Source organism: Photobacterium profundum (assembly GCF_003026285.1).
Taxonomy (GTDB): Bacteria; Pseudomonadota; Gammaproteobacteria; order Enterobacterales; family Vibrionaceae; genus Photobacterium; species Photobacterium profundum.
Genome location: NZ_PYOD01000004.1, coordinates 115517 through 140343, shown reverse-complemented (window position 1 = coordinate 140343; position 24827 = coordinate 115517). Strand labels below are relative to the sequence as shown.

Here is a 24827-nt window from a genome sequence, read left to right as displayed (position 1 = left end):
ATAGCCTATAGGCTGTTGGATGATATACCCAAGTTACCTCAAGATGCTCGTTTCAGCGAGAATTTGTTGGACTCAAGGCAAGGCACTTATTTATAGACCTAGTCGTTCTACGTTGAAAATAAGTAACACCGCATAGAGCCCAACAAAACTCGCCCTTCGGGAGTGATTCAGCGTATCTACTTCTGTGTCAAATGTGTTTGAAAGGGAATGCCATTCCTACACACATTTTCCTTGAATTAAACACGCTGAGATCACTCTGAATCCTGCATCTTGAGGTAGCTTGGGTATAAAGATTTATCGCGGGATGCGATAAGAACACAGTGTCACCTACCATCGCTCTATGACACTGCATTTATAATAAAAACAGAGGACATAATAATGAAAGCTAGAACCCAATATAGTCTGTTAGCGGCCTGTATCATTGGCTCAGCATTTGCCGTACCAACGGCAATGGCAGAAGGCCGGTTAGTTGTATATTGCAGCGCTACTAATGCCATGTGTGAAGCTGAAACCAAGGCGTTTTCTGAAAAATATGACGTGAAAACATCTTTTATTCGCAATGGTTCAGGCAGTACATTAGCGAAAATTGAAGCAGAAAAGAAAAACCCTCGTGCCGATGTATGGTACGGCGGCACATTAGATCCACAATCTCAAGCGGGTGAAATGGACTTACTACAGGCCTATAAATCACCACAACTTGAATTCATCATGGATAACTTTAAAGATCCGGCCAAACGTAAAGGCAATTACTCATCTGCCGTTTACATGGGTATTTTAGGCTTTGGCGTAAACACTAAACGCTTAGAAGAAAAAGGCTTAGATGTGCCACTTTGCTGGAGTGATTTAACCAAGCCAGAATACAGAGATGAAATCCAAATCGCCGATCCACAAAGCTCAGGTACTGCCTACACAGCACTGGCAACCTTCATTCAATTATGGGATGAAGATAAAGCATTTAAATACTTTAAAGATCTTGATAACAATATCTCCCAGTACACCAAATCTGGCGTTACTCCATCTCGCAACGCTGCGCGAGGTGAAATCGCAATTGGTATCGGTTTCTTACACGATTACTCATTAGAGCAATCGAAAGGTGCACCATTAGAACTTATCTCTCCTTGTGAAGGCACTGGTTACGAAATCGGCGGGATCAGCATACTAAAAGGTGCTCGCAATATTGATAACGCTAAGTTATTTGTTGACTGGGCACTGTCTAAAGATGGCCAACAACTAGCATGGCAAAAAGGCAAGTCATTCCAAATTTTGACCAATACTCAAGCAACTCAATCACCCAATGCGCTCGATCTAAAAGCTTTGTCTCTTATTGACTACGACATGGAAACCTATGGTTCGTCTACCGAACGTAAACGCCTGATCAACAAGTGGGTAAACATCGTTAAAATGGGCGAATAATTCCCCCGTAACATTTGAGCAGTACTGAGTGCTGCTCACTTTTCCAAGATTCAATATAACGAGATTTTTCTTGGGGCTTTTTACACCTCAATGTTAATGAACACATTAATTAAACAACTCGATTTTGGTAATTAACAATGAATAACTTAGCAGCTGAATCAGACTTAAGGCAGCTTCAAAGTTCAGAGCAACGCGATCCCATTTTTTATTGGATCATCGCTTTGATCGGAGCCTTTGTGTTATTGCCCTCTTTTTCCCTCGATTACGGTGTATTCGAATCGACGTCTCAAGAATTTAAAGAGGCGATGGGTTGGAGTGGAATGAACATTTCATGGCTATGGTTTGCCATGCCTTTAGTACTGTTGGTCCGCCCTTTTCAGGCACAAGACAAATACGCAAAAAAACGCCACCAATTTGATATCAGCTATGCTGGTTTCTGTGTGTTATTTACGTTGTTGTCATCTTGGTACACCGAACAAGGCTTAGGCTATGCCACTATCGTCTTATTCATCAGCCTAGGTTGTGTAATAACACTGGCTTTAGCTCGACTGGAATATCTCGGCGGTGATATTTTTGTTATAGGTGCATTGGTTAGCATTGTTTCACTAATCAGTATCTTTATTATATATCCAAGTATCGCCATCTTTGTACCTATGTTTCAAGATGACATGGGTAACTTCGTGATGTGGCAATTTGTTGAGATTTTAGGTCGCTCACAAATTATTCAGATCGTTTTAAATTCCATCATGTTGGGTACCTCAGTAGGCGTTGTCGCGACTATTTTTGGTCTTGTATTCGCCATTTATACCACCAGAATCGCTAAGCGTTCTGCCTTTATCGCACGTGTTTTCTCAATATTACCCATTGTTACGCCACCTTTTGTTGTCGGCCTTGGTGTTACGTTAATGCTAGGACGCTCTGGGTATATTACTGAGCTCATGGTTGATTGGTTTGGCTTACAACACACGAACTGGTTATATGGCTTCACTGGGATTTGGATGGCACAAGTTTTAGCCTTTTCACCAATGTCTTTCATGATCCTTGATGGTGCAATGAAATCGCTTTCTCCGTCCTTAGAAGAGGCTTCATACACTCTTCGTGCAAACCGATATCAAACATTCTTTCAAATTGTAATGCCATTACTTAAACCTGCGCTGGCTAACTCATTTCTCATTATTTTTGTGCAATCGCTAGCTGATTTCAGTAACCCGCTCGTACTCGGAGGAAGCTTCGATGTATTAGCCACTCAGATATATTTTTACATTGCTGGTGCGCAGCTTGATTATGCATCTGCCAGTACTTTGGGTGCGGTACTATTAATATTCTCTCTCGCTATTTTCGTTATCCAGTATATTTGGATTGGTAAACGTTCTTACGTAACCATTTCCGGAAAATCTTACCGTGGTGATGTACAACCCTTGCCAACGGGGCTTAAATATGGCGTTTCTGGTTTACTGTATTTTTGGATGGCATTCAATATCTTACTGTACGGCAGCATTGTCTTCGGCAGTTTTACCGTTAACTGGGGAGTTGATTACAGCTTAACGCTAGACAACTACATCAACCTATTTGGTATGGGGTTTAGCGAAGGAGCATGGCCATCATTGCTTACCACCATGACCTATGCAGGTGTTGCAGCTCCATTGACCGCCCTATTCGGCTTATTAATTGCTTACATCGTAGTGCGCCAGCAATTTCATGGCAAAAAAGTGATTGAGTTCGCCACTATGCTTTGTTTCGCGGTACCGGGTACGGTAGCTGGTGTTTCTTACATTCTAGCGTTTAACGATGCGCCAATTTATTTAACAGGAACCGCTGTCATCGTCGTAATTTCGATGGTGATGCGCAACATTCCAGTAGGCATTCGTGCGGGTATTGCAGGTTTAGGGCAATTAGATAAATCACTTGACGAAGCATCACTGAGCTTGCGTGCTAATTCATTTAAAACGATTACCCATATTTTAATTCCACTATTGCGTCCGGCTATTTTATCAACATTGATCTACAGCTTTGTGCGCGCAATGACCACGGTAAGTGCCATCATATTCTTGGTTACACCAGAAACCCGCGTAGCAACATCGTATATCTTAAACCGCGTTGAAGATGGTGAATACGGCATTGCCATCGCTTATGGTTCAGTACTGATTTTCGTCATGCTAGCCATTATATTAATCTTTGACTCCCTTGTGGGTGAAGCCCGCGTATCCCGTTCAAAAGCCAACAACCAAGACTAACGATTGGAGATAATAATTATGGAAAACGACAACTTTGTAGTTCTAAAAAATGTCTGCAAACGCTTTGGTGACAATACTGTTATTGGCAACCTTGATCTTAAGATTAAAAAAGGCAGCTTAGTCACACTACTTGGTCCATCTGGTTGTGGCAAAACCACGGTTTTACGCTTAGTTGCAGGGTTAGAGAAACCCACCAGCGGGCAAATATTCATTGATGGTGAAGACGTAACAAATACCTCAATTCAGCAACGTGACATTTGTATGGTATTCCAATCTTATGCCTTATTTCCTCATTTATCATTACATGACAATGTGGGCTACGGCTTAAAAATGCTTAAATTACCAGCAGAAGAAATTAAACAACGTGTTGATGATGCGTTAAAATTGGTCGATTTATCAGGTATGGGAGATCGATTTGTCGACCAAATTTCTGGTGGTCAGCAACAGCGTATTGCGCTGGCGCGCGCTTTGGTTCTAAAACCTAAGGTACTGTTATTTGATGAACCGTTAAGTAACCTTGACGCAAATTTACGCCGTAGTATGCGCGAGACAATCCGCGAGCTTCAGCAACGTTTCAATATTACCTCTTTATACGTAACGCATGATCAAACAGAAGCTTTCGCTGTATCTGATACCGTTATCGTAATGAAAGACGGCGAGATCATGCAACAAGGCTCTCCGGATGATTTATATAGAACACCTTCATCAATGTTCATGGCGAATTTCATGGGTGATGCGAACATTTTTACAGGCCGTTTTGATGGTGACCAATTAAACATTAACGGTTACTGCATTCCAGCCGATCCAGACGTTGTTCAAGGAAAATCTGAAGGTGATTATCAAATAGGAATAAGGCCAGAAGCTATTTTATTAACCAGCGAAGGCAAACCTAGCCAACAATGCATCGTTAACAATGTGGTGTACATGGGTTCAATGTACGAAGTTGCCGTAACATGGCATGAACAAGAATTATTGCTGCAACTAAACTCGTCACAATTTGATGCCAGTTTATCTGATCATGCTTATTTGACAGTTAACCCCACAGGAATCTTCTTATTGCCTTCTGATGCATAAATTCTCTTTAACACCATAAAAGGCAACATTATTCTACGCCCCTATCTGGGGCGTAATTCATATTAGCACTCCATCAATACCAATCGAGACAAATATCTGCTCACCCTTACGGTAAAATTTCTGACCATTAACTTAGCAAGAATGCTATTACATCACTTTTTTCACATTCATACATGACATCTATTTTTGTATGGAACATTATTGTACACTTCAATATTGCACGATGTATTATTGCTATGAACTTTAATCAGGCGCTAAGGTCTGATATCCCAATAACCATATGAATACTCGCCTTTAAACGGATAATATTATGAAAAAACGCTGGATTGCGGCTGCTATTACAACAGCGATCACGGTAGGTGCTGGCTATTACTTCAGCACTAAAGATAGCAACACACTATCATTGCCTCTGATTACTGCTGAAATAGGTACAATCGAAAAACAAGCAATCGCAGTTGGGCAAATCGTACCTGCACACTCCGTTCAAATTAAATCTCAAATTGAAGGTATTGTTGGCGAGATTTTCCATCATGTGGGTGAAGAAGTAAAAGCAGGCACACCGCTAATTAAAATACGTCCAAACCCGACCCCACAACGATTAACGCAAGCCATTACAGAATTAATGTCGAGTCAGGCGCAATTAGAATCATCTAAACAAAAGCTCGCTAACCTTGAACGCCTAGTCAAAAACCAAGTGATTCCTAAAAATTACGGTGACTATATTCAAGCCAAAGCTGATGTACGCCAAAACAACGCCAACCTACAGCAAAAACAGCAGAACTTAGATTTGATCCGCAGTGGTGAATCATCGGTGGGAGAATCAAAGCTCACTTCAACCATTGTTGCACCGATTACAGGCACAGTATTGAGTCTAAACGTTGAAGTTGGCGAACCCATTATCTCAACAGAATCTAGTCAATCTGCCACGCAAATGATGTCGCTAGCCAACATGAACGACATGATATTTAAAGGTAGCGTGAGCGAACATGACGCAGCGCAATTGCACGTTGGTATGCCCGTTACCATGACATTAGCCCCTTACCCAGAAATAGAAATTACCGGCGTGTTAAGTAAAGTAGCGGTGCAATCTGAAAAATTGAATTCAGCACAAGAAACCACAACAACTGCACAGCGCAGTTTTGATAACGGCTTCCAAGTTGAAGTAAATAAGATTCAGTTTCCAGAAGGTCTAACTATCCGTTCTGGTTTTTCTGCGACGGCACAAATCACCTTAAAAAAAGCTGACAAAATCACGACAATTCCAGAACGCGCTTTACAATTTACAGACAATAACCCTGAAGTATTGATCCCTGATGAATCAGAACAGGGCTTCCATACCGCTCCAGTAAAATTAGGCTTGTCTGATGGTATCAATGTAGAAGTACTTTCTGGTCTAGAACAGGGCGAGGAAATTGTTGATTTCAGCATGATGGGAGCAGCACCCAATGCCTAAGCTGATACAAGTCTCTGTTGGTACGACACCGAGAAATAAACGGTTACAGCACGTAGCTATATTCTTACAACGTGTCGCCATACTCTTGCAAAAGTCTTATCGAATTGTAGGAGGTGTGTTTCTTATTGGCATGGCAACTCCCACGTATGCCATTACAATTGAACAAGCATGGGAAGCCTCTAAAGCCTTCGACCCTAGTTACCAAAAAGCACAAATTGATACTCAAATTAGTGAAACGAATATTCGTTCAAGCCGAAGCGATTTACTGCCCAGCCTGAACGCGAGTGCAACTTCAAGTTGGAATGATGATGGCAAAAACACCAATGGTTACTCGGTGGGGTTAAGCCAAACCATTTGGGACAGTGCTAAGTGGTCGAGCTTAAATGCCTCAGAAGCTTTTTATGTGTCTTCGCAACTGCAAGAACGCCAAGCTCACAACGACCTTGCCGAAAAGTTGATCACCGCTTACCTCAATTTAGCGAAAGCGAACGGGGATTTACGCTTAGCACAGCAGAAACTGGATGAAGGGCAGAAAATGCTCACTATCACCGAGCAACGCTATGCTGCCGGTAGTATCATGATTACCGAAGTAGAAGATATGCGAGCGAATCATGTTGATGAACAAGCGTTAATACTGCAAACCCAATCTGACATCGATACATTACAGTCTGCATTAACCGCTTTAATCAATCAAGTACCCGACTCTGTCAATGAAATAAGTACAACATCGCTGAAACAACCTGTAATGCAAGTGAATAGCGAGAATGAATGGTTAGCGCTTGCACGCGATAATAGCCCTGAGTTACTGGCTGCCCAACAAACATTGAAAGCTAACCAATTCCAATATGATCAAGCAAAATCCGGATACTACCCAACCGTTGCAGGTTCTATCAATTACAGCGATAACGACCGCCGTAAAAGTGATGATTTAAGTGCTGGCATTACATTAAATATTCCTATTGATTTAAATGGTTCAACACGTGCCAGTGTCGATCGTTCAAGCTTAACATTGAACCAAGCAAAACAAGATATACGCATTGTAGAAATCAATATAAAGCAAACTATCCAGAGTCGTTTTAATCAGGTGCAGCTCGACTGGCAACGCGTCGAAATAGCCCAACAGCAAGTCGCATCACGTGAAAGAGCCTTAAAGAGTAAGCAAACTGTTTATGACGCAGGTTTAGTAGATGCAACCGATATTATAACGGCGCATAACAACCTATTCAGCAGTAAAAACAGCCTACAGTCATTGCTTTATCAATACTGGCAGCACCGTGTTTCGTTATTGAAATCAGTAGGGAAACTGGATGATGAAACAATCAAACAAATATCAAGAGCGCTTGCAGCATGATGCCAATGTTACAGCAAATCGTGCAAATGCTATTTGCCCACCGGCTTCGCAGTCTACTTGCCATTATTGCTATTGTGTGGGGAATAGTTTCTGTCTTAGTACTAATGGCATTAGGTGAAGGTTTTTATCAGGTAAACGCCAAATCATTTTCATTATTAATGAGTGACACACAGCTAGCTGTGCCAGAAATGACCAGTAAGCCTTGGCAAGGATTGCCTGCACGGCGCCAAATCACACTTACTGAACCTGAATTTCGGTTATTAGAAAAACAATCAGCGATAAAAACTGTATCAGTGTTATACCGAAAATGGGATGCCAGCGTCACAGACATCACAGGGCACACCCTACCCGGTTATGTGCGTGGTGTAGACAATCATTATGTTGATATGCGTAAAGTAAAACTCGTACTAGGCTCGCGTAACATCAGTAAAAGTGACCTTAACAACCATAGCCGCATTGCCATCATCGGTTGGCAGTTAGCAAAACAAGGCAGTTTAACGCTAGGTGATAAGTTAAAGGTGAATGGCATTCCTTTTTTAGTCTCGGGCATTACTCAGCAAAGTGAAGGCGGAGTATCAATGGGGCGGGAAGATAATCAAGTAATCATTCCCAATACGACCTTCACCGATCTGTGGAGCGATAAACCCAGTCAAATTATGGTGACGCCAGCGGAAGGTATTTCAGGCGTTATTCTTCGCCAAAACCTATTGTCATTCTTTGCTAACCAAAAACATTTTGACCCAACAGATAAACGAGCTATTTGGTTACCCGACTTTAGCCAAGACGCGAAGTTTTTTACCGCTTTGCTACGTGGTATTCAAATGTTTCTTGGGGCAAGTGGGGCAATGACCTTAGCGGTTGGTGCCTTAGGCGTTGCGAATATCATGTTTTTATCCGTTACCGAGCGTACACGTGAAATCGGCGTAAGGCTGGCCATTGGTGCTACACCCAATAATATTCTGGTGCAATTTCTACTTGAAGGCGCCATCTTAGTGGCAATGGGCACCGTACTCGGCGTTAGCATCTCTTATGGGGTAGTTGCACTCATGAATCAGATAGGATTACCAGAATGGCTTGGCAGCCCGACAATGACCCTAGATGCTATCATGATGGCATTGTTTGTTACCGCTATTTTAGCGCTATTAGCCTCTTTCTTTCCGGCACGCCGTGCATCGAACCTTACGCCTGTTATCGCGTTAAGTGCGAGGGCATAGCATGCTGCCATTACGACAAATAATACATGAAATGACCGCAGAGAAAATGCGCCTAGGGCTAACGATTCTAGCCATTGTGTGGGCAACCGTTTCTATCGCATCTATGCTCGCCATTGGTGAAGGTTTGCGCCAAGGGCTTATTCGCACCACCAGCAATGGTAACGGTAATCTGATCATGTTAACGGGTGGTTTTGCGACGAAAGATTATGGTCAATTTTCAAAAGGGAAACAGCTCAACCTTAAACCGGATGATGTAGATGTATTACGCGCATTACCTTCGATTGAATACGCAGAGCCAAGTGCCACATGGGCAGAAGATGTTAGGTATAACGATAACGGTACATGGCAGCAACCCTTAGCCGTTTATCCTCAATACCAAGCATTGACGGGTTTAGAAATCGCCTCTGGCGGTCGTTGGTTCAACCCTTTGGACATGAAAGAGCAACGTAAAGTCATTGTTATCGGTCACAATGCAGCAGTCAGTCTATTCAATGAAGATGATGACTTCAATTGGGATAACATCCCCGATTTATCAGCCTCCCCTGTCGGAAAACAGGTGAAGGTCGGCGAAGAAAACTTCATGGTGATTGGGGTGCTAAAACCTAACACTTCCAATATAGAAAATGGTACACCGATTGATTTTGCTATTTTCGTCCCTTTTACAACATGGTCGCGCTTTAATGCTAATTCACCTATTGGTGCAATCAATATTAAGCCAGTTCAAGGCGTAGATCGTGAAAAAGTCGCCACCATGGCAAAACAAGTTATTGCCCGAAAATATGGCGCTAGCATGGATGATGAGCAGCTTGTTCAGACACAAGACATGTTATTAAGGCAAAAAACCATGCGCCAATTTTTAATCGGGTTGCAAAGCTTTTTGGGCATTATTGGGCTCGTTACATTAGCGGTTGCTGGTATTGGCATAGCCAACGTGATGTACGCCACCGTAAAACGAGCAACCCGTGATATCGGGGTAAGAATGGCGGTTGGGGCAACACCTAACGACATCAAGCTACATTATTTGGCTCAAGCCTTTATCACGATCGCTGTCGGTGGTCTGATTGGGCTAGGACTGACATACGGCTTGGTCAACCTACTGCAAAATATCCCCATTCAAGGTAATGGACTCTATGATTACCTCGGGCAACCAACCCCTGAATTATCATTCACCATCGTTAGTCTCGTAATTTTAGCATTAAGTATTGTCGGTATCGCAGCAGCATGGTTTCCCACTCGTCACGCCGCCAGTATTACGCCATTAGAAGCATTGCAAAGTGAGTAAGCATTCATGAACCCTATTTCGACACACACCAAGCCGCTTGTTCAGCTGAATAGCATTAGCAAGCACTATAAAAATGGGGATGAAGAGGTTTACGCACTCGATGGTGTCGACCTCACCATTCATAAAGGTGAATTCTTATCAATTCTCGGCCCATCAGGGTCGGGGAAGTCGACCCTGATGAATGTACTCGGATGTTTAGATAAACCGACTTCGGGTAATTATCAATTAGACAACAACGATGTATCGGCTCTAAGCAGCACGCAGCTTTCTGCTATTCGTAACAGTAAGATTGGTTTCGTATTCCAAAGCTTTAATTTACTAGAATACGCAACAGCATTAGAAAATGTAGCGCTACCCCTGGTCTATGCTGGCGTAAATTCGAAAACACGCCGAGCGAAAGCAGCAGAACTGTTAAAACGCGTAGGATTGGGCGACCGTATGAACCACAAGCCTAACCAGCTTTCTGGTGGTCAAAAACAACGGGTTGCTATCGCTCGTGCCCTCGTAAATGATCCGCAAATTATACTCGCAGATGAACCAACAGGGGCTTTGGATTCAAAATCAGGCGCCGAGATTGAAATGCTATTTAATGAACTACACCAAGATGGCTGTACCTTAATTATTGTGACTCACGATAACGCCTTAGCACGACGTACTAAGCGTATTCTTAGCATTAAAGATGGAAAAGTAGTAAATGATGAAAAGCTTAACTAAGCAGGATTTACACACAATCTAACCGTATAAAAACGAAAAGCACCTTGTATACCCAAGTCACCTCAAGATGCTCGTTTCAGCGAGAATTTGTTGGGCTCTAGGCAAGGCACTTATTTATAGACCTAGTCGTTCTACGTTGAAAATAAGTAACACCGCATAGAGCCCAACAAAACTCGCCCTTCGGGAATGATTCAGCGTATCTACTTCTGTGTCAAATGTGTTTGAAAGGGAATGCCATTCCTACACACATATTCCTTGAATTAAATACGCTGATATCACTCTGAATCCTGCATCTTGAGGTAACTTGGGTATATCCTGTCATTATAATCAGATCAGGCTTACAAGGTACTTTGTTGTATTTAGTTAAAATACAATATTTATCCCCTTGCCCTACCTTCTACATCATGATCTAATCACCCTCTATCTTGCTGTATTACTAGAGGTTATATTTGACCAATTCCTACAAATTCACCCTCGCCGGATGTGCAGCCATTGTGCTATGGAGCTTAACGGTGGGCTTGCTCCGAAATGTAGCAGAGCAACTTGGCCCGATTGGTGGCGCTGCGATGATTTACACCGTGAGTTCGCTGTTTTTGATTGTGACATTAGGGGCGCCACGCTTGCCTTCGTTCTCTACTCGTTATCTATTGATTGGCGGTGGTTTATTTGTAAGTTATGAGATTTGCTTATCTTTAGCTTTGGGAATGGCCAATAATCGTCTTCAAGCGATTGAAGTCAGTATTGTGAATTATTTATGGCCCTCTTTAACGGTGCTGTTAGCCGTTCTTGCCAGCAAAAAGAAAGTCAATATTGTTATCTACCCATCCATTTTACTGTCATTCTTTGGCGTAGCATGGACAATGAGCAGTGATCAGGGCCTTTCACTTGAACGCTTAGTTGGCAATGTAGCAAGCAACCCTGCTAGTTATTCAATGGCGTTAATTGGTGCATTTTTATGGGCAATATACTGTAATGTCACCAAGCACCTTTCGAATGGGAAAAATGCCATTACATGGTTCTTTATCGCGACGGCCATCGCGTTATGGATCAAGTACTTCTTCAGTGATGAAGGGGCATTGGTATTTACAACACAATCTGTGATTGATTTATTATTGGCAGGCATTGTAATGGGCAGTGGTTACGCCTTGTGGAATATCGGCATCATTGGGGGAAACATGATGCTATTAGCTACGCTATCATACTTTACGCCAATATTTTCGACGTTCTTATCCGCATGGATTCTAGATATCTCATTAACAACGCGTTTTTGGCAAGGTGTGGCAATGGTAACGATCTCTTCACTTCTGTGTTGGTGGTTCAGTAAAGATAAAAAGAAAACATAATGTCGAATGCTAGCAGCAGCTCATATTACGATTTTCAGCAATGTAATAAAAAGCTGCATGGTATGTCACTACCATGCAGCCCAGTTAATTCACATCATTCGTGTTATATGCTAATTACTTTCTTAGCGCATTCAACTTGATCTGCGCAATGCCAAAGATAGAATCAAGATCATAATTACCGTGCTCTGTTAATGCACCCGCTTGCATCCCCGTAAGAATTTCGATTGCTTCTTTAACATGGCTAATTGCCCATATTTGGAAGCTTCCTTTTTCTACCGCCTCAACAATATCTTTACGCAACATCAAATTGTGCGCGTTCGATGCTGGAATTATCACCCCTTGAGTGGGTTTTCGCCCTTTAATTACACACACATCAAAAAACCCTTCAATTTTCTCGTTCACGCCCCCAATTGGCTGCGCATCACCAAACTGGTTCATTGAGCCTGTAATCGCCACATCCTGGCGAATCGGTTGCTGAGAAAAAGCAGAAACAATGGCACACAATTCAGCCATTGAAGCGCTATCACCATCAACGCCGCCATAAGACTGCTCAAAGGTTAAATGCGTGGTTAATGGAATTTTAGATGTTTTGCCAAATACTGACGCTAAGTACGCAGATAAGATCATCACCCCTTTCGAGTGAATGCTCCCTCCTAATTCAACTTTGCGTTCAATGTCGAAAACATCGCCGTCGCCAAATGCAGTGGTCGCCGTAATTCGGTTAGGTGAGCCAAACTGATAGTCTGACGTCGCTATAACAGCCAATGCATTAACTTGCCCAACAGACGCACCTTCAGTATCAAGCAATGTCGTACCCGTAACGAAACTGTGCATAACGTGATCTTTTAAACGACTCACGCGCTTTTCTTGATTCTGTAGTGCTTGTTCAACGTGATGTGTCCGGATCATCGTGGCATTCGACGAACGCGCACAATAATTAGTTTCACGGAGTAAGTTCGCAATATCGGCGGAATGCAGAGATAATTTATTCTGATCATCAGCCCTACGAGAACTATATTCAATCACGCGTGCAATCGCTTTACGGTCGCAATGCAACATATTGTTATCGTGAACAATGCTAGAAATAAAGCGCGCATAGTGTTCTTCCGATTCATCGGTACGCACCATCTCATCTTCAAAATCAGCCGTCACACGAAACAGTTCACTAAACTCTGGATCATAATGCTGTAGCAACTGATATGTCTGGTAATCACCAAACAAGATGATCTTTACGTCTAACGGTATCGGTTCGGGATCCAGAGAAATTGTGCCAGAAAGTGTTACTTCACGTTCTAGTGAACTCAAATTCAATTTGCGAGAACGAAGTGCACGTTTCAAACCATCCCATACATACGGACGCTCAAGCACTTTCACCGCATCCATCATTAACACGCCACCATTTGCACGATGCAAACTACCAGGGCGGATCAATGAGAAATCAGTAAACACGGTGCCTTTAAAAGTCGCATTTTCAACATAACCAAAAATAGCGTGATAATTTGGATTTTCTTCAACCACGATCGGAAATTTATTGTCATCTTGACTGACGAGCACATTCACTTGATAGCGGCGTGGCATTTTCTTATCTAATGCAGCGTAGGCTAATGCTACCTGCTCTTCGTTTTCCTCTAAAAAGATATCCAAGTTCTCAAGAATATCTTTTTCCAATGCCACTAAATGTTGCTTAACCTCTAAGTGACGCTGGTACTTGTCTTTTAATTCTTTGATCGAATGCACGATAACTTCAGAAGCTATTTCTTCATTGAGCTTCTGCTGTTTATCTGTATAACTTTCTTCCCACTCAGTTAGCTGACGAACAATGCCACGCAATTTCGCTTCAAACTGATTGATATTTTCGTCGAACTGGTTTCTTTCTTCTTCAGTTAATTGATCAAACGTTTCTTCGGTATGTAACTCTTCACCATTCATCGCAACTAATTGATAATCACCCTGCGTGGTTAGCGATAGGCTGATGCCTTTTTCTTTAGCCTGCTTCGTTAAATTAGCGAGGGCACCCTCTTGCTTTTCAGCTAGCTGATTTTTTAGCGTTTCAGCTCGGGAGTAATACATTTCATTATCAAAAGCGAGCGGCATTCCTTTGACTAAACGCTGCATTAGTTTTTCAATGTCTTTTTTAAATTGAGTACCTGTACCTGCAGGTAACTTCAATACCTTCGGGCTACGGGTTTCTTCAAAATTAACCACATAACACCAATCGTATAAGCTGCTTTCTTTATCATTCGGCTCATGACGGTTTAAATAACGCATAACCATTGTACGTTTACCTAGGCCATTTCGACCTATCGCATAGATATTATAGCCTTTCTCTTTAATCGACATAGCAAACTCAACCGCCTGCTGCGCCCTTTCTTGTCCCACAATTTCATCTAATGGTGTTAAGTGCTTCGTTGATTTGCAATCAGCATCTAACCCGTTTAATTCAGATACTCGATACAGCTTGTCACTGCTTAGGGCTTTAATTGGCATATGCGTCCCTCTTATATGACAGTTATCACTCTAGTGTAGTCAGGAAATTATTATATTTTAGTGACTTAACTAACGTTTAATTACTTGAATTTACGTGTTTTCACGCTTATCGCTTACTTAATAAGCAATATACTTAGCAATAAAAGGGAGATGGTACTTAACAATGACTATGTAGATTAAACAGAATGAGTAAAAGTTGAAGTCAAAGAGGAGGATTACTATCGTTTTTACATGTGATTGCATATGTAATTTTGCAACAAAATATTAAAACCACAATTCGTCGAATAATTTCACGATATGAATTAAATATGAAGAGCGATCTGCATCACTAAACACTTCTACTATTTAAAAGGGAAATAACACAAGTGTGACGAACATCACCAACCATTAGAAATATAAATACCCGAAAATGAGATATTGAGATTGATTTTTTTATTGACACCTTAAAATCGCAAGCATTGTAACTTACTTACAAGGAAGTAGTGCGACACCGCTCACACTATAAATTGGTAGAGCCCAGAGTTAATTTGACGTACCTCACAAAAAACCCGTTATCAGTTCTAATTTCAATATCTATGGTAAATTAATTGGGTACTAAGCAATCGACGGTTTTGGCGAACCGTTACTTACAACAGAATATAAAAATAGAACATCAAACGGGGAATCCTAATGATATCACCAGATGCAAAGATCAAGGTACAAAATTTTGGTCGCTTCTTATCTAATATGGTAATGCCTAATATCGGTGCGTTCATCGCATGGGGCTTTATCACTGCTTTATTTATTCCAACAGGCTGGTTTCCAAACGAGGAATTAGCAAAACTTGTTGGCCCTATGATTACGTACTTATTGCCACTTCTAATCGGTTATACCGGTGGTAAATTAGTGGGCGGAGACCGTGGTGCGGTTGTCGGTGCAATAACAACAATTGGTGTTATTGTCGGTACAGATATCCCAATGTTTATGGGCGCAATGATGGTCGGCCCTATGGGTGGTTGGGCAATCAAGAAGTTCGATAACTGGGTAGACGGTAAAGTAAAAAGCGGTTTCGAGATGTTAGTAAACAACTTCTCTGCCGGTATTGTGGGTATGATCTGCGCAATCATCGCGTTCTATATGATTGGTCCATTTGTAAAAATCTTATCTGGTGGTTTAGCGGGCGGTGTTAACTTCCTTGTAGAAGCAGGTTTGTTACCTTTAACGTCAATCTTTGTTGAACCAGCAAAAATTCTATTCCTAAATAACGCGATTAACCACGGTATCTTCTCACCGTTAGGTATCCAACAGGCTAACGAAACCGGTCAATCAATCTTCTTCTTGATTGAAGCAAATCCAGGTCCTGGCCTTGGTGTTTTGCTTGCTTACACTGTCTTCGGTCGCGGTACTGCGAAGCAAACTGCTGGTGGCGCATCGATCATCCACTTCTTTGGTGGTATCCACGAAATTTACTTCCCGTACATCCTAATGAATCCACGTTTGATTCTAGCGGTAATTGCTGGCGGTATGACGGGGGTATTCACACTTACATTATTCAACGCAGGCATTGTTTCACCAGCCTCTCCTGGTTCAATCTTTGCCATCTTATTGATGACTCCGAAAGCCTCATTTGTTGGTGTTATTCTTTCTGTAATCGCTTCAACAGCTGTTTCATTCTCTGTTGCTGCACTGCTAATGAAAACACAACGTACAACTGATGAAGACGACGATACAACTCTTGCTTCTGCAACTTCAAAAATGAAGGGCATGAAAGCAGGCTCTAAAGGCAACTCAGCTGAAGTTACAGCTGAAGATAAAAGCAACATCAACATGGCTGACGTACGCAACATCATTGTTGCTTGTGATGCCGGCATGGGTTCGAGTGCAATGGGTGCAAGCCTTCTGCGTAAGAAAGTTCAAGATGCTGGACTCAACATTAGCGTAACTAACTGTGCCATTAATAGCTTGCCGCAAGAGGTAGATATCGTGATTACTCATAAAGATCTAACAGACCGTGCTCGTAAACATGCAGCGAATGCAAAACACATTTCACTTACAAACTTCCTAGACAGCCAAATCTACAACGATTTAGTAACAAGCATTGTGGCAGCAAACAGCCCTGACGCAGCAAACGACTCTTCAATGGTAAAAGTATCACCTGTTGCTGCAAACGAAGATAGTTTTGAACCACAAGAGAAACAAGTATTCCACATTCAAGCTGAAAACATTCACCTTGGAATGAAAGCAACCACAAAAGAACAGGCGATCAAACACGCTGGCGAGCAACTTGTTAAAATGGGTTATGCAGAACCAGACTACGTAGATGCAATGTTCGACCGTGAAAAACTCGTATCAACATACCTAGGCGAGTCTATCGCAGTACCACACGGTACTGTTGAAGCAAAAGACCGTGTTATCAAAACCGGTATCGTAATTTGTCAGTACCCTGCAGGTGTTCTATTCAGCGATGATGAAGACGACCTAGCGAAGCTGGTAATTGGTATTGCAGCAAAGAACGATGAACACATTCAAGTTATCACTACCATCACGAATGCACTCGACGATCCAGATGCTATCGAGCGTCTAACTAGCACAACAGATGTCAACGAAGTGCTAAGTATTCTTGCTGGCCAAAAAGCCGCTTAATACGCTGAGTGACCCCGAGGTTAGACTCCCAGTCTAGCCTCACCCCATTCTTAAATTACTTTTTAAAATTAATTATTGGTAGGTATAGACTATGAAAGCAGTTCATTTTGGCGCAGGTAATATCGGTCGTGGTTTTATTGGTAAATTACTTTCAGATGCAAATGTCGCGGTTACATTTGCTGACGTTGATAAACCACTTGTTGATCAATTAAGTCATGATCAATCTTATAAAGTAAAAGTGGTTGGCAGCCAATGCCAAGTTGATACTGTCACCCACGTAACAGCTGTTAACTCAGCAAGCCAAGACGTTATCGACCGCATAGTGTACACAGATTTAGTGACTACGGCTGTTGGACCTAACGTACTTGATATCATTGCGAAAACAATCGCAACAGGTCTTACACAGCGTTTTGAGGCAAACAATGAGAAATCATTAAACATCATTGCTTGTGAGAATATGGTACGTGGTACGACACACCTAAAGAATGAAGTATATAAACACCTTGATGAGCAATACCACGCTCGTGCAGACGCGTTAGTTGGCTTCGTTGATTCTGCGGTAGACCGTATCGTTCCGCCTTCAGAAGCAGCGAATGACCCATTAGAGGTTACCGTTGAAAGCTTCAGCGAGTGGATCGTTGATAAACAGCAATTCAAAGGCGATATCCCAGCGATTGAAGGGATGGAAATGACTGACAATTTGATGGCATTCGTTGAGCGTAAATTGTTTACGCTAAATACTGGTCACATCATGACAGCCTACCTAGGCGCATTAAAAGGTCATGAAACCATACGTGATGCCATTAAAGACAGTGAGATTCGTGAGCAAGTAAAAGCGGCAATGCAAGAAAGTGGCGAAGTATTAATCAAACGTTATGGTTTTAAGCGTGAAGTGCACGATGCCTACATTGAAAAAATTCTAGGTCGCTTCGCAAACCCTTATTTACGTGACGAAATTGACCGTGTTGGCCGTCAACCAATCCGTAAGCTAGGAGAAAATGATAGATTAATCAAACCATTACTAGGTACAATTGAATACGGAACAGAAAACAAAACCTTACTTAAAGGTATTGCTGCTGCATTTATGTACACCAACGAATCAGATCCACAGGCCGTCGAGCTACAAGCCTCGTTAAAAGAGAAAGGCCTTCGCCCGACATTGGCGCATTACACAGGTATCGACGCTGACAGCAAGGAAGCGAAGACTATTGAAACTATTTTTCTACAATTGAGCTGATTACTCATCGTGATTAAGTGAATAAATTCACTCAAATCCGAATGTGGAAATACTTGGAAGGGCAATAACTGCCCTTCCCTGTTACGAAAGAGAATACACAGGTTATGGCACAAAGTGACCAAGAGTCAGACATCCTTGAACGATTAAGTGATACATCTAATGTACGAGGTTTCATTATCACTTCTGTCGAAGTGTTTGAAGAAGCTGTCGATAGCTTAATCCAACGAGTATTTCGTAAAGACGATTTCGCCGTTAAGTCTGTGGTCGGTCCTTTACTGGATAACTCTGGACCGTTAGGTGAAATAACGGTTCGCCTTAAGCTATTGCTGGGGTTAGGCGTTGTTTCACACAATATTTACCAAGATATCGATGCTTTTCTTAAGCTACGTGATTTTCTTAATAGCGATGGTAACGATTACTGTTTTACTGATCCCAAAATATTACAACCCATCAAAAAAATGCATGCGGTACAAAATATGGGCGTGGTGCAACTTGAAATTGCCTCACCAGGTGACGATGTTGACCTTATTTTTTATCAAATGCAGTTAGCTCGCCAAGAGCAGATCATTAAATCAGCGCTTGCCTTAGCAATTGCAGGCATCTGCAATGAACTTGGTCGTGATAGCCCATTTTGATTCTGAACTCCATGGATGGTTTTTGAATCACACCTTCTCAACTCGAATAATATCCTCATTAACTCGCATAACGCCCCTTCTTCATGCTCCTCAAGCAACACTTCCCAACAGATTAAGCCTTAAGTACATATAATTAAGCGTAAACCGTTACTGTTTATGGGCATAAAATGTGGAAATTTCACAATAAGATCGCTTTTTTGTTTTAAATCATTGGCGCTAATTCAAAACTTATTTTACAATGCAAATAATGATTTGAAATTTAATAATTCTGTTTATAGAGGTATCAAAGTGAGATTAATTCCATTAAGCAATGCTACTCAAGTTGGCGCATGGGCTGCACGTCATATCGTTAAGCGTATCAATGATTTTAATCCAACAGCAGATCGCCCTTTTGTGCTGGGTTTACCAACAGGCAGCACGCCTCTATCGACTTATAAAGTATTAATCGAACTGTACAAAGCAGGCGAAGTTAGCTTTGAAAACGTTGTAACATTCAACATGGATGAGTACGTGGGCATTGATCCAAATCACTCAGAATCTTACCGTACATTCATGCACACTAATTTCTTCAATCATGTTGATATTAAAGCAGAAAACATCAATCTTCTTGATGGTCAAACTGACGACATCGATGGTCACTGCAAAGCATACGAAGATAAGATTAAGTCTTACGGTAAAATCAACTTATTCATGGGTGGCGTAGGCAACGATGGTCACATCGCATTTAACGAGCCAGCATCATCTCTATCTTCTCGTACACGTATTAAAACACTGACTGAAGATACTCGTATTGCGAACTCTCGCTTCTTCGGTGGCGATATCACACAAGTGCCTAAGTACGCACTGACTATTGGTGTTGCAACACTATTAGATGCTGAAGAAGTGATGATCCTAATTCAAGGTCATAATAAAGCACTTGCTCTTCAAGCAGCAATTGAAGGTAGCGTAAACCACATGTGGACGGTATCTGCACTTCAGCTTCACACTAAAGCGGTTATGGTTGCTGACGAAGCGGCACAACAAGAGCTTAAAGTGAAAACAGTGAAGTACTTTAAAGAGCTAGAAGCAGAGAATATCAAAGGCTTATAAGCTTTATTTTCTACAATAAAAAAGCCGCTAATGCGGCTTTTTTTATACCGTTACAACCTCAAGTCCCCGCTCAGAAAGATCTTGAGTACTGCTGGTAGGAAAACGTCTATCGGTAATTACTTTATCGAAACAGTCGATATCAACAGCGTGGAATGTGGCAATTTTTCCGTATTTTGATGAGTCACTTACCAAATAATTAAGTTGAGATGAAGCCACTATCGCTTGTTTCACTAGCACTTTATCTTCACTTGGTGTTGATATACCCCGTTGATTCCAAGACGATGTAGAAACAAAAGCAATATCAATGTTCAACCCTCGCAACATTTTCGCGGCTTTATCACCAATGCATGATTGATTTTTCCGATCGACTTTGCCACCAGTGTGGTACAAGTTACATTCAGAGTTGTTCATCAAAAAATCTGCAATCGCAAAATCATTCGTCACCACCATCACATCATCACGTAATGTTAATTGGTGTGCAATTTCCAACGTAGTTGTGCCTGCATCTAAATACACCGTCATGTTCTGCTTAATTAAGCTAGAAGCATAAATACCAATTTCGGCCTTCTCGTTACGATATTGAGTGATCTTTGCTTCGTGAGATAATTCAGAGTGAATGGTTTCAGTTAACTGCACCCCACCAGACACCGACATTACCCGCCCATCTGATTCTAGTTTGCCTATATCACGGCGAATCGTCATATGAGAAACATCCAGCTGACGAGTTAACTCGCTAATACTGATCACTTCCTGATTACTGAGTAAAGCTAAGATGGCTCGCTGGCGTTCTGCTGGGATCATAATGGACTACATACATTTTTTAATTTGCACATATATTAACATTCAAAACTCAACAGTGTGAATAAATGTTAGGTGTGAAGTCACAAAAAATAACAGTTTATTACCAGTAATCATTCAGTTAACCCTTTAAACACGCCATTTCAAGACGCATTCACACATGTTATCAATCAAATAATAACTAACGCATGTTAAAAAATGTGAAGTTGCGACTGGAAAAAGTCACCATATTCATCCTAAAATAACAAACAAGAACAGATATTCACAAAAATTAACAGGAACGATGTATGAAAACTCAGCAGTTACAGTCAGTTGCAGTAATCGGTTTAGGTTCGATGGGAATGGGTGCCGCTAAATCATGTATCAAAGCGGGATTAGATGTATACGGCATCGATCTTAATACTGATGCGCTGACAGAGTTGCAGCAAGCAGGAGCAAAAGGTATTTCCCATAACTGTGCTGACTTCGCTCACGAGTTAGACAGCATCTTGTTACTTGTTGTGAACGCCCGCCAAGCTAAAGCTATCTTGTTTGATAACCAACTTGCAGAGACGTTAAAACCAGGTACTGCAGTAATGGTTTCAGCCACTATCTCGGCAGACGATGCCAAATTAATTGAAGCAGAACTGATTAAATACAACCTTATTATGCTTGATGCCCCCGTTTCTGGTGGTGCAGCTAAAGCCAATATCGGTGAGATGACCATTATGGCATCAGGTTCTGACGAGGCTTTTGAAAAACTACAGCCAGTGCTCGATGCGACAGCTGGCAAAGTCTACAAAATCGGTAACGAAATCGGCATGGGCGCCACCGTTAAAATTATCCACCAGCTACTTGCAGGCGTGCATATCGCAGCAGGGGCAGAAGCAATGGCATTAGCTGCACGCGCCAATATTCCACTGGATCTGATGTACGACGTTGTCACCAATGCTGCCGGTAATTCTTGGATGTTTGAAAACCGCATGAAGCATGTCGTTGACGGTGATTACACGCCAACCTCAATGGTTGATATTTTCGTGAAAGATCTTGGTCTAGTAGCAGATACCGCGCAAGGATTGAAATTCCCATTACCGTTAGCAAGCGCCGCTTTGAATATGTTTACCAGTGCAAGTAACGCAGGTTACGGACAAGAAGACGACAGTGCTGTTATCAAGATTTTCAATGGTATCGAATTACCAAAGAAGGAGAAATAATCATGCTATTAGGTGTTATCGCCGATGATTTTACAGGTGCAACGGATATTGCAGGCTTTCTGGTTGAAAATGGCATGCGTACTATCCAGCTGAATGGTGTACCCACTCGCAACACCCACATTGACGCCGATGCGATTGTTATTAGCCTTAAATCGCGTTCTTGCCCTGTTGACGAAGCTATTAGTACCTCGCTAGACGCATTAGCATGGCTAAAAGCACAAGGCTGTAAACAATATTATTTCAAATACTGCTCGACGTTCGACAGTACAGCAGAAGGAAATATTGGACCTGTTACCGACGCTTTACTAGATGCGCTTGATGAAAAATTCACAATCGTTTGCCCAGCCCTACCAGTAAATGGTCGTACCGTATTTAATGGTCACTTGTTTGTAATGGGTGAACTATTAAGTGATTCAGGTATGAAGAGTCACCCTGTAACACCCATGACAGATTCTAGCTTAGTGCGTTTAATGAATGCACAATCAGCAGGTGAAACAGGACTTGTTAACTACCAAGCTATTGAGCAAGGCGTTAACAACGTTCTAGCTGAGTTTTCAGCCCTTAAAAACAACGGTAAACGCTATGCAGTCGTCGATGCTTTCAGTAGTGCACACCTGAACACATTAGGTGAAGCAGCGCGCGATCTTACTTTGATTACTGGTGGTTCAGGTTTAGCTGCTGGCATCGCAAAGAATTGGGCAGAAAACCTATCAGACCAATCATCCGCTAAAAAATCTGGCTATCCTAACGCAGCTAAAACAGTCGTGCTATCAGGTTCATGCTCAGTCATGACCAATCAACAAGTGGCGAACTATATCCTTAAAGCGCCACATTTCGCGTTGGATGTTAAAGCATGCTTAGAGAATGAAAACTACAGTGACACTGTTTGCCAATGGGTGCTTACACAACTGGATTCTCCTTTAGCACCCATTATTTATGCTACAGCCGCAACAGAAGAACTTAAAGCAATTCAACAACAATACGGTGCTCAAGCATCAAGCCATGCTGTTGAACAATTCTTCAGTTGCCTAGCCCACCAATTAAAAGAATCTGGCGTTAAAAATTTCATCGTTGCAGGTGGCGAAACCTCTGGTGTTGTTACTCAAAGCTTAGCGGTTGAAGGTTTTCATATTGGTCCACAAATTGCCCCTGGTGTGCCTTGGGTAAAAGCAATCGATAGCGACCTTTCGTTAGCACTGAAATCTGGCAACTTTGGTGATGAACACTTCTTCGAAACGGCACAAGGATTCTGCCATGACTGAACATCAACTTAGGGCGCAGATGGTCACGCTTGCCCGCTCCATGTTTGAACGTGGTTATGCAACTGGCGGGGCGGGTAATTTATCACTGAAGCTGCCTAATGGTTATTTTCTTGCAACACCAACAGGCTCATCATTTGGTCGTTTAGACGCCGAACGCCTTTCGGTCGTAGATATTGAAGGTAATCATATTTCAGGTGATCGCCCTTCTAAAGAAGTCGCCTTCCACTTAGCCATTTACCGAAACAATGCAGACTGTAAGGCGATTGTTCACCTGCATTCAACATACTTAACCGCGCTGTCATGTTTAGAAGGGCTAGACCCAGACAATGCCATTGCACCGTTTACACCTTATTACGTAATGCGTGTTGGTCAGTTACCGGTGATCCCTTATTTACGTCCTGGTGATCCTCGTATTGCTGAAGAACTTGCAAAACGCGCTGCAGATTACCGCGCATTTCTTCTCGCCAATCATGGACCTGTTGTTACTGGTAGCAGCTTAATTGATGCCGTTGATAACGCAGAAGAATTAGAAGAAACAGCAAAGCTTGCACTCATACTCGAAGGTAAAGCAATTAGATACTTAACAAACACAGAAATCGATGATCTAAAAGGGAGAGGAAAATAATGGCTAAATTTGCAGCAAATCTAACCATGTTATTCACAGAAGTACCTTTCATTGAACGTTTTGCACATGCGCACGATGCTGGCTTTAAAGCTGTTGAGTACCTTTTCCCTTATGCTTTTGATGCTAAAGAATTAGCAGGTGAACTTAAACGCTTCGATATGGAACAAGCACTGTTCAATATGCCTCCTGGTAATTGGGATGCGGGTGAACGCGGGTTTGCAGCTATTCCTGGCCGTGAAGACGAGTTCAAAGCTAGCGTTGAAACCGCAGTGGAATACGCATTAACACTTAATTGTAAGAAAGTGCATGCGATGTCAGGCATCGTAAATGTTGATTTCAGCTACGAGCAGCACGTTGCAACATTTATTTCAAATATTCGATACGCGGCAGATGCCTTTGCTAAACACGGTATTGAACTATTAATTGAACCGTTAAATACCCGAGATGTACCAGGTTACTTTATCGCCCATCAACGTGATGCGGTTGAATTAATTAAGCAAGTTGATCGCCCTAACGTGAAACTTCAACTCGACCTTTATCATGCACAAATCATGGATGGCGACCTCACTACGTTAATTCGCGATCTAGCTGATTATACCGGTCATATCCAAATTGCTTCTGTACCTGATCGCCATGAACCTTTTGATGGTGAGCAAAACTACCCTCACCTATTCAATGTACTTGATGAGTCGGGATACCAAGGTTGGATTGGTTGTGAATACAACCCACGTGGAACCACTATTGAAGGGTTGGAATGGGTTAAGCCATATCTTTAAGCTAAATATCTACATTAAAAATCTA

General features: G+C 42.0%; 19 protein-coding genes. 17 read left to right on the top strand and 2 right to left on the bottom strand.

Going from position 1 to position 24827, the window contains the following annotated elements; genetic code table 11:
• Positions 1-378 precede the first annotated feature (378 nt).
• The 9 genes from C9J48_RS12720 (at position 379) to yddG (ending at position 12078) form a co-directional block, all read left to right on the top strand.
• Positions 379-1413 carry an ABC transporter substrate-binding protein gene (locus tag C9J48_RS12720; RefSeq protein ID WP_006230468.1) on the top strand — a complete coding sequence of 345 codons (1035 nt, stop codon included), beginning with the start codon at positions 379-381 and terminating at the stop codon, positions 1411-1413.
• A 137-nt stretch (positions 1414-1550) separates the two neighbouring features.
• The gene (locus C9J48_RS12715) at positions 1551-3647 is read left to right on the top strand and encodes an ABC transporter permease (protein ID WP_006230469.1); all 2097 of its coding nucleotides are present in this window, start codon (positions 1551-1553) and stop codon (positions 3645-3647) included.
• Positions 3648-3665: 18 nt separating this feature from the next.
• Positions 3666-4721: a ferric ABC transporter ATP-binding protein gene (fbpC, locus tag C9J48_RS12710; RefSeq protein ID WP_006230470.1), complete on the top strand. Its 1056-nt coding sequence runs from the start codon at positions 3666-3668 to the stop codon at positions 4719-4721.
• Between the two features lie 310 nt (positions 4722-5031).
• Complete coding sequence (locus tag C9J48_RS12705) at positions 5032-6174, top strand: efflux RND transporter periplasmic adaptor subunit (RefSeq protein ID WP_006230471.1); 1143 nt, start codon at positions 5032-5034, stop codon at positions 6172-6174.
• A gap of 130 nt (positions 6175-6304) precedes the next feature.
• Positions 6305-7525, top strand: coding sequence for a TolC family protein (locus C9J48_RS12700; RefSeq protein ID WP_050764868.1), 1221 nt, complete (start codon positions 6305-6307; stop codon positions 7523-7525).
• A complete protein-coding gene (locus tag C9J48_RS12695; RefSeq protein WP_006230473.1) occupies positions 7522-8739 on the top strand; it encodes an ABC transporter permease in 1218 nt (405 codons plus the stop codon). The genes C9J48_RS12700 and C9J48_RS12695 overlap by 4 nt, the downstream gene beginning before the upstream one ends.
• 1 nt (position 8740) lies before the next feature.
• Positions 8741-10021 (top strand): ABC transporter permease, encoded by a 1281-nt coding sequence (locus tag C9J48_RS12690; protein WP_006230474.1) that lies wholly within the window; start codon positions 8741-8743, stop codon positions 10019-10021.
• A 6-nt stretch (positions 10022-10027) separates the two neighbouring features.
• Entirely contained in the window at positions 10028-10735 is a 708-nt protein-coding gene (locus C9J48_RS12685) for an ABC transporter ATP-binding protein (protein WP_006230475.1), read from the top strand.
• 449 nt (positions 10736-11184) lie between these two features.
• Entirely contained in the window at positions 11185-12078 is an 894-nt protein-coding gene (gene yddG / locus C9J48_RS12680) for an aromatic amino acid DMT transporter YddG (protein ID WP_036802772.1), read from the top strand.
• Positions 12079-12192: 114 nt separating this feature from the next.
• Here the strand turns inward: yddG and C9J48_RS12675 are convergent, their stop codons facing one another.
• Positions 12193-14565, bottom strand: a complete 2373-nt coding sequence (locus C9J48_RS12675; protein ID WP_006230477.1) for a Lon protease family protein — start codon at positions 14563-14565, stop codon at positions 12193-12195.
• A gap of 669 nt (positions 14566-15234) precedes the next feature.
• On the opposite strand from C9J48_RS12675, the gene C9J48_RS12670 reads away from it, so the two are divergent.
• The 4 genes from C9J48_RS12670 to nagB all read left to right on the top strand — a co-directional run bounded on the left by C9J48_RS12670 (position 15235) and on the right by nagB (position 20148).
• Positions 15235-17187: a PTS mannitol transporter subunit IICBA gene (locus C9J48_RS12670; RefSeq protein ID WP_006230478.1), complete on the top strand. Its 1953-nt coding sequence runs from the start codon at positions 15235-15237 to the stop codon at positions 17185-17187.
• A gap of 91 nt (positions 17188-17278) precedes the next feature.
• On the top strand, positions 17279-18424 hold the full coding sequence (locus tag C9J48_RS12665; protein WP_006230479.1) for a mannitol-1-phosphate 5-dehydrogenase: 1146 nt from the start codon (positions 17279-17281) through the stop codon (positions 18422-18424).
• Positions 18425-18528: 104 nt separating this feature from the next.
• On the top strand, positions 18529-19059 hold the full coding sequence (locus C9J48_RS12660; RefSeq protein ID WP_006230480.1) for an MltR family transcriptional regulator: 531 nt from the start codon (positions 18529-18531) through the stop codon (positions 19057-19059).
• 288 nt (positions 19060-19347) lie between these two features.
• Positions 19348-20148 carry a glucosamine-6-phosphate deaminase gene (nagB, locus tag C9J48_RS12655; RefSeq protein ID WP_006230481.1) on the top strand — a complete coding sequence of 267 codons (801 nt, stop codon included), beginning with the start codon at positions 19348-19350 and terminating at the stop codon, positions 20146-20148.
• 42 nt (positions 20149-20190) lie between these two features.
• Here the strand turns inward: nagB and C9J48_RS12650 are convergent, their stop codons facing one another.
• Entirely contained in the window at positions 20191-20949 is a 759-nt protein-coding gene (locus C9J48_RS12650) for a DeoR/GlpR family DNA-binding transcription regulator (RefSeq protein WP_006230482.1), read from the bottom strand.
• A gap of 284 nt (positions 20950-21233) precedes the next feature.
• Between C9J48_RS12650 and ltnD the strand changes: the two genes are divergently transcribed.
• The 4 genes from ltnD to otnI are packed head-to-tail and all read left to right on the top strand — an operon-like array spanning position 21234 to position 24802.
• Complete coding sequence (ltnD, locus tag C9J48_RS12645) at positions 21234-22139, top strand: L-threonate dehydrogenase (protein WP_006230483.1); 906 nt, start codon at positions 21234-21236, stop codon at positions 22137-22139.
• A 2-nt stretch (positions 22140-22141) separates the two neighbouring features.
• Positions 22142-23401 carry a 3-oxo-tetronate kinase gene (gene otnK, locus C9J48_RS12640; protein WP_006230484.1) on the top strand — a complete coding sequence of 420 codons (1260 nt, stop codon included), beginning with the start codon at positions 22142-22144 and terminating at the stop codon, positions 23399-23401.
• Positions 23394-24026, top strand: a complete 633-nt coding sequence (gene otnC, locus C9J48_RS12635; protein WP_006230485.1) for a 3-oxo-tetronate 4-phosphate decarboxylase — start codon at positions 23394-23396, stop codon at positions 24024-24026. Before otnK ends, otnC begins: the two co-directional genes overlap by 8 nt.
• Entirely contained in the window at positions 24026-24802 is a 777-nt protein-coding gene (gene otnI / locus C9J48_RS12630) for a 2-oxo-tetronate isomerase (RefSeq protein ID WP_006230486.1), read from the top strand. The genes otnC and otnI overlap by 1 nt, the downstream gene beginning before the upstream one ends.
• Positions 24803-24827: the final 25 nt, after the last annotated feature.

Coding starts and splice junctions, on each gene's coding strand:
- C9J48_RS12670 (WP_006230478.1), top strand. CDS start 15,235: ATGATATCACCAGATGCAAAGATCAAGGTACAAAATTTTGGTCGCTTC.
- otnK (WP_006230484.1), top strand. CDS start 22,142: ATGCTATTAGGTGTTATCGCCGATGATTTTACAGGTGCAACGGATATT.
- C9J48_RS12660 (WP_006230480.1), top strand. CDS start 18,529: ATGGCACAAAGTGACCAAGAGTCAGACATCCTTGAACGATTAAGTGAT.
- ltnD (WP_006230483.1), top strand. CDS start 21,234: ATGAAAACTCAGCAGTTACAGTCAGTTGCAGTAATCGGTTTAGGTTCG.
- C9J48_RS12685 (WP_006230475.1), top strand. CDS start 10,028: ATGAACCCTATTTCGACACACACCAAGCCGCTTGTTCAGCTGAATAGC.
- C9J48_RS12705 (WP_006230471.1), top strand. CDS start 5,032: ATGAAAAAACGCTGGATTGCGGCTGCTATTACAACAGCGATCACGGTA.
- C9J48_RS12700 (WP_050764868.1), top strand. CDS start 6,305: ATGGCAACTCCCACGTATGCCATTACAATTGAACAAGCATGGGAAGCC.
- C9J48_RS12650 (WP_006230482.1), bottom strand. CDS start 20,949: ATGATCCCAGCAGAACGCCAGCGAGCCATCTTAGCTTTACTCAGTAAT.
- C9J48_RS12675 (WP_006230477.1), bottom strand. CDS start 14,565: ATGCCAATTAAAGCCCTAAGCAGTGACAAGCTGTATCGAGTATCTGAA.
- otnC (WP_006230485.1), top strand. CDS start 23,394: ATGACTGAACATCAACTTAGGGCGCAGATGGTCACGCTTGCCCGCTCC.
- C9J48_RS12690 (WP_006230474.1), top strand. CDS start 8,741: ATGCTGCCATTACGACAAATAATACATGAAATGACCGCAGAGAAAATG.
- C9J48_RS12665 (WP_006230479.1), top strand. CDS start 17,279: ATGAAAGCAGTTCATTTTGGCGCAGGTAATATCGGTCGTGGTTTTATT.
- otnI (WP_006230486.1), top strand. CDS start 24,026: ATGGCTAAATTTGCAGCAAATCTAACCATGTTATTCACAGAAGTACCT.
- fbpC (WP_006230470.1), top strand. CDS start 3,666: ATGGAAAACGACAACTTTGTAGTTCTAAAAAATGTCTGCAAACGCTTT.
- C9J48_RS12720 (WP_006230468.1), top strand. CDS start 379: ATGAAAGCTAGAACCCAATATAGTCTGTTAGCGGCCTGTATCATTGGC.
- C9J48_RS12715 (WP_006230469.1), top strand. CDS start 1,551: ATGAATAACTTAGCAGCTGAATCAGACTTAAGGCAGCTTCAAAGTTCA.
- C9J48_RS12695 (WP_006230473.1), top strand. CDS start 7,522: ATGATGCCAATGTTACAGCAAATCGTGCAAATGCTATTTGCCCACCGG.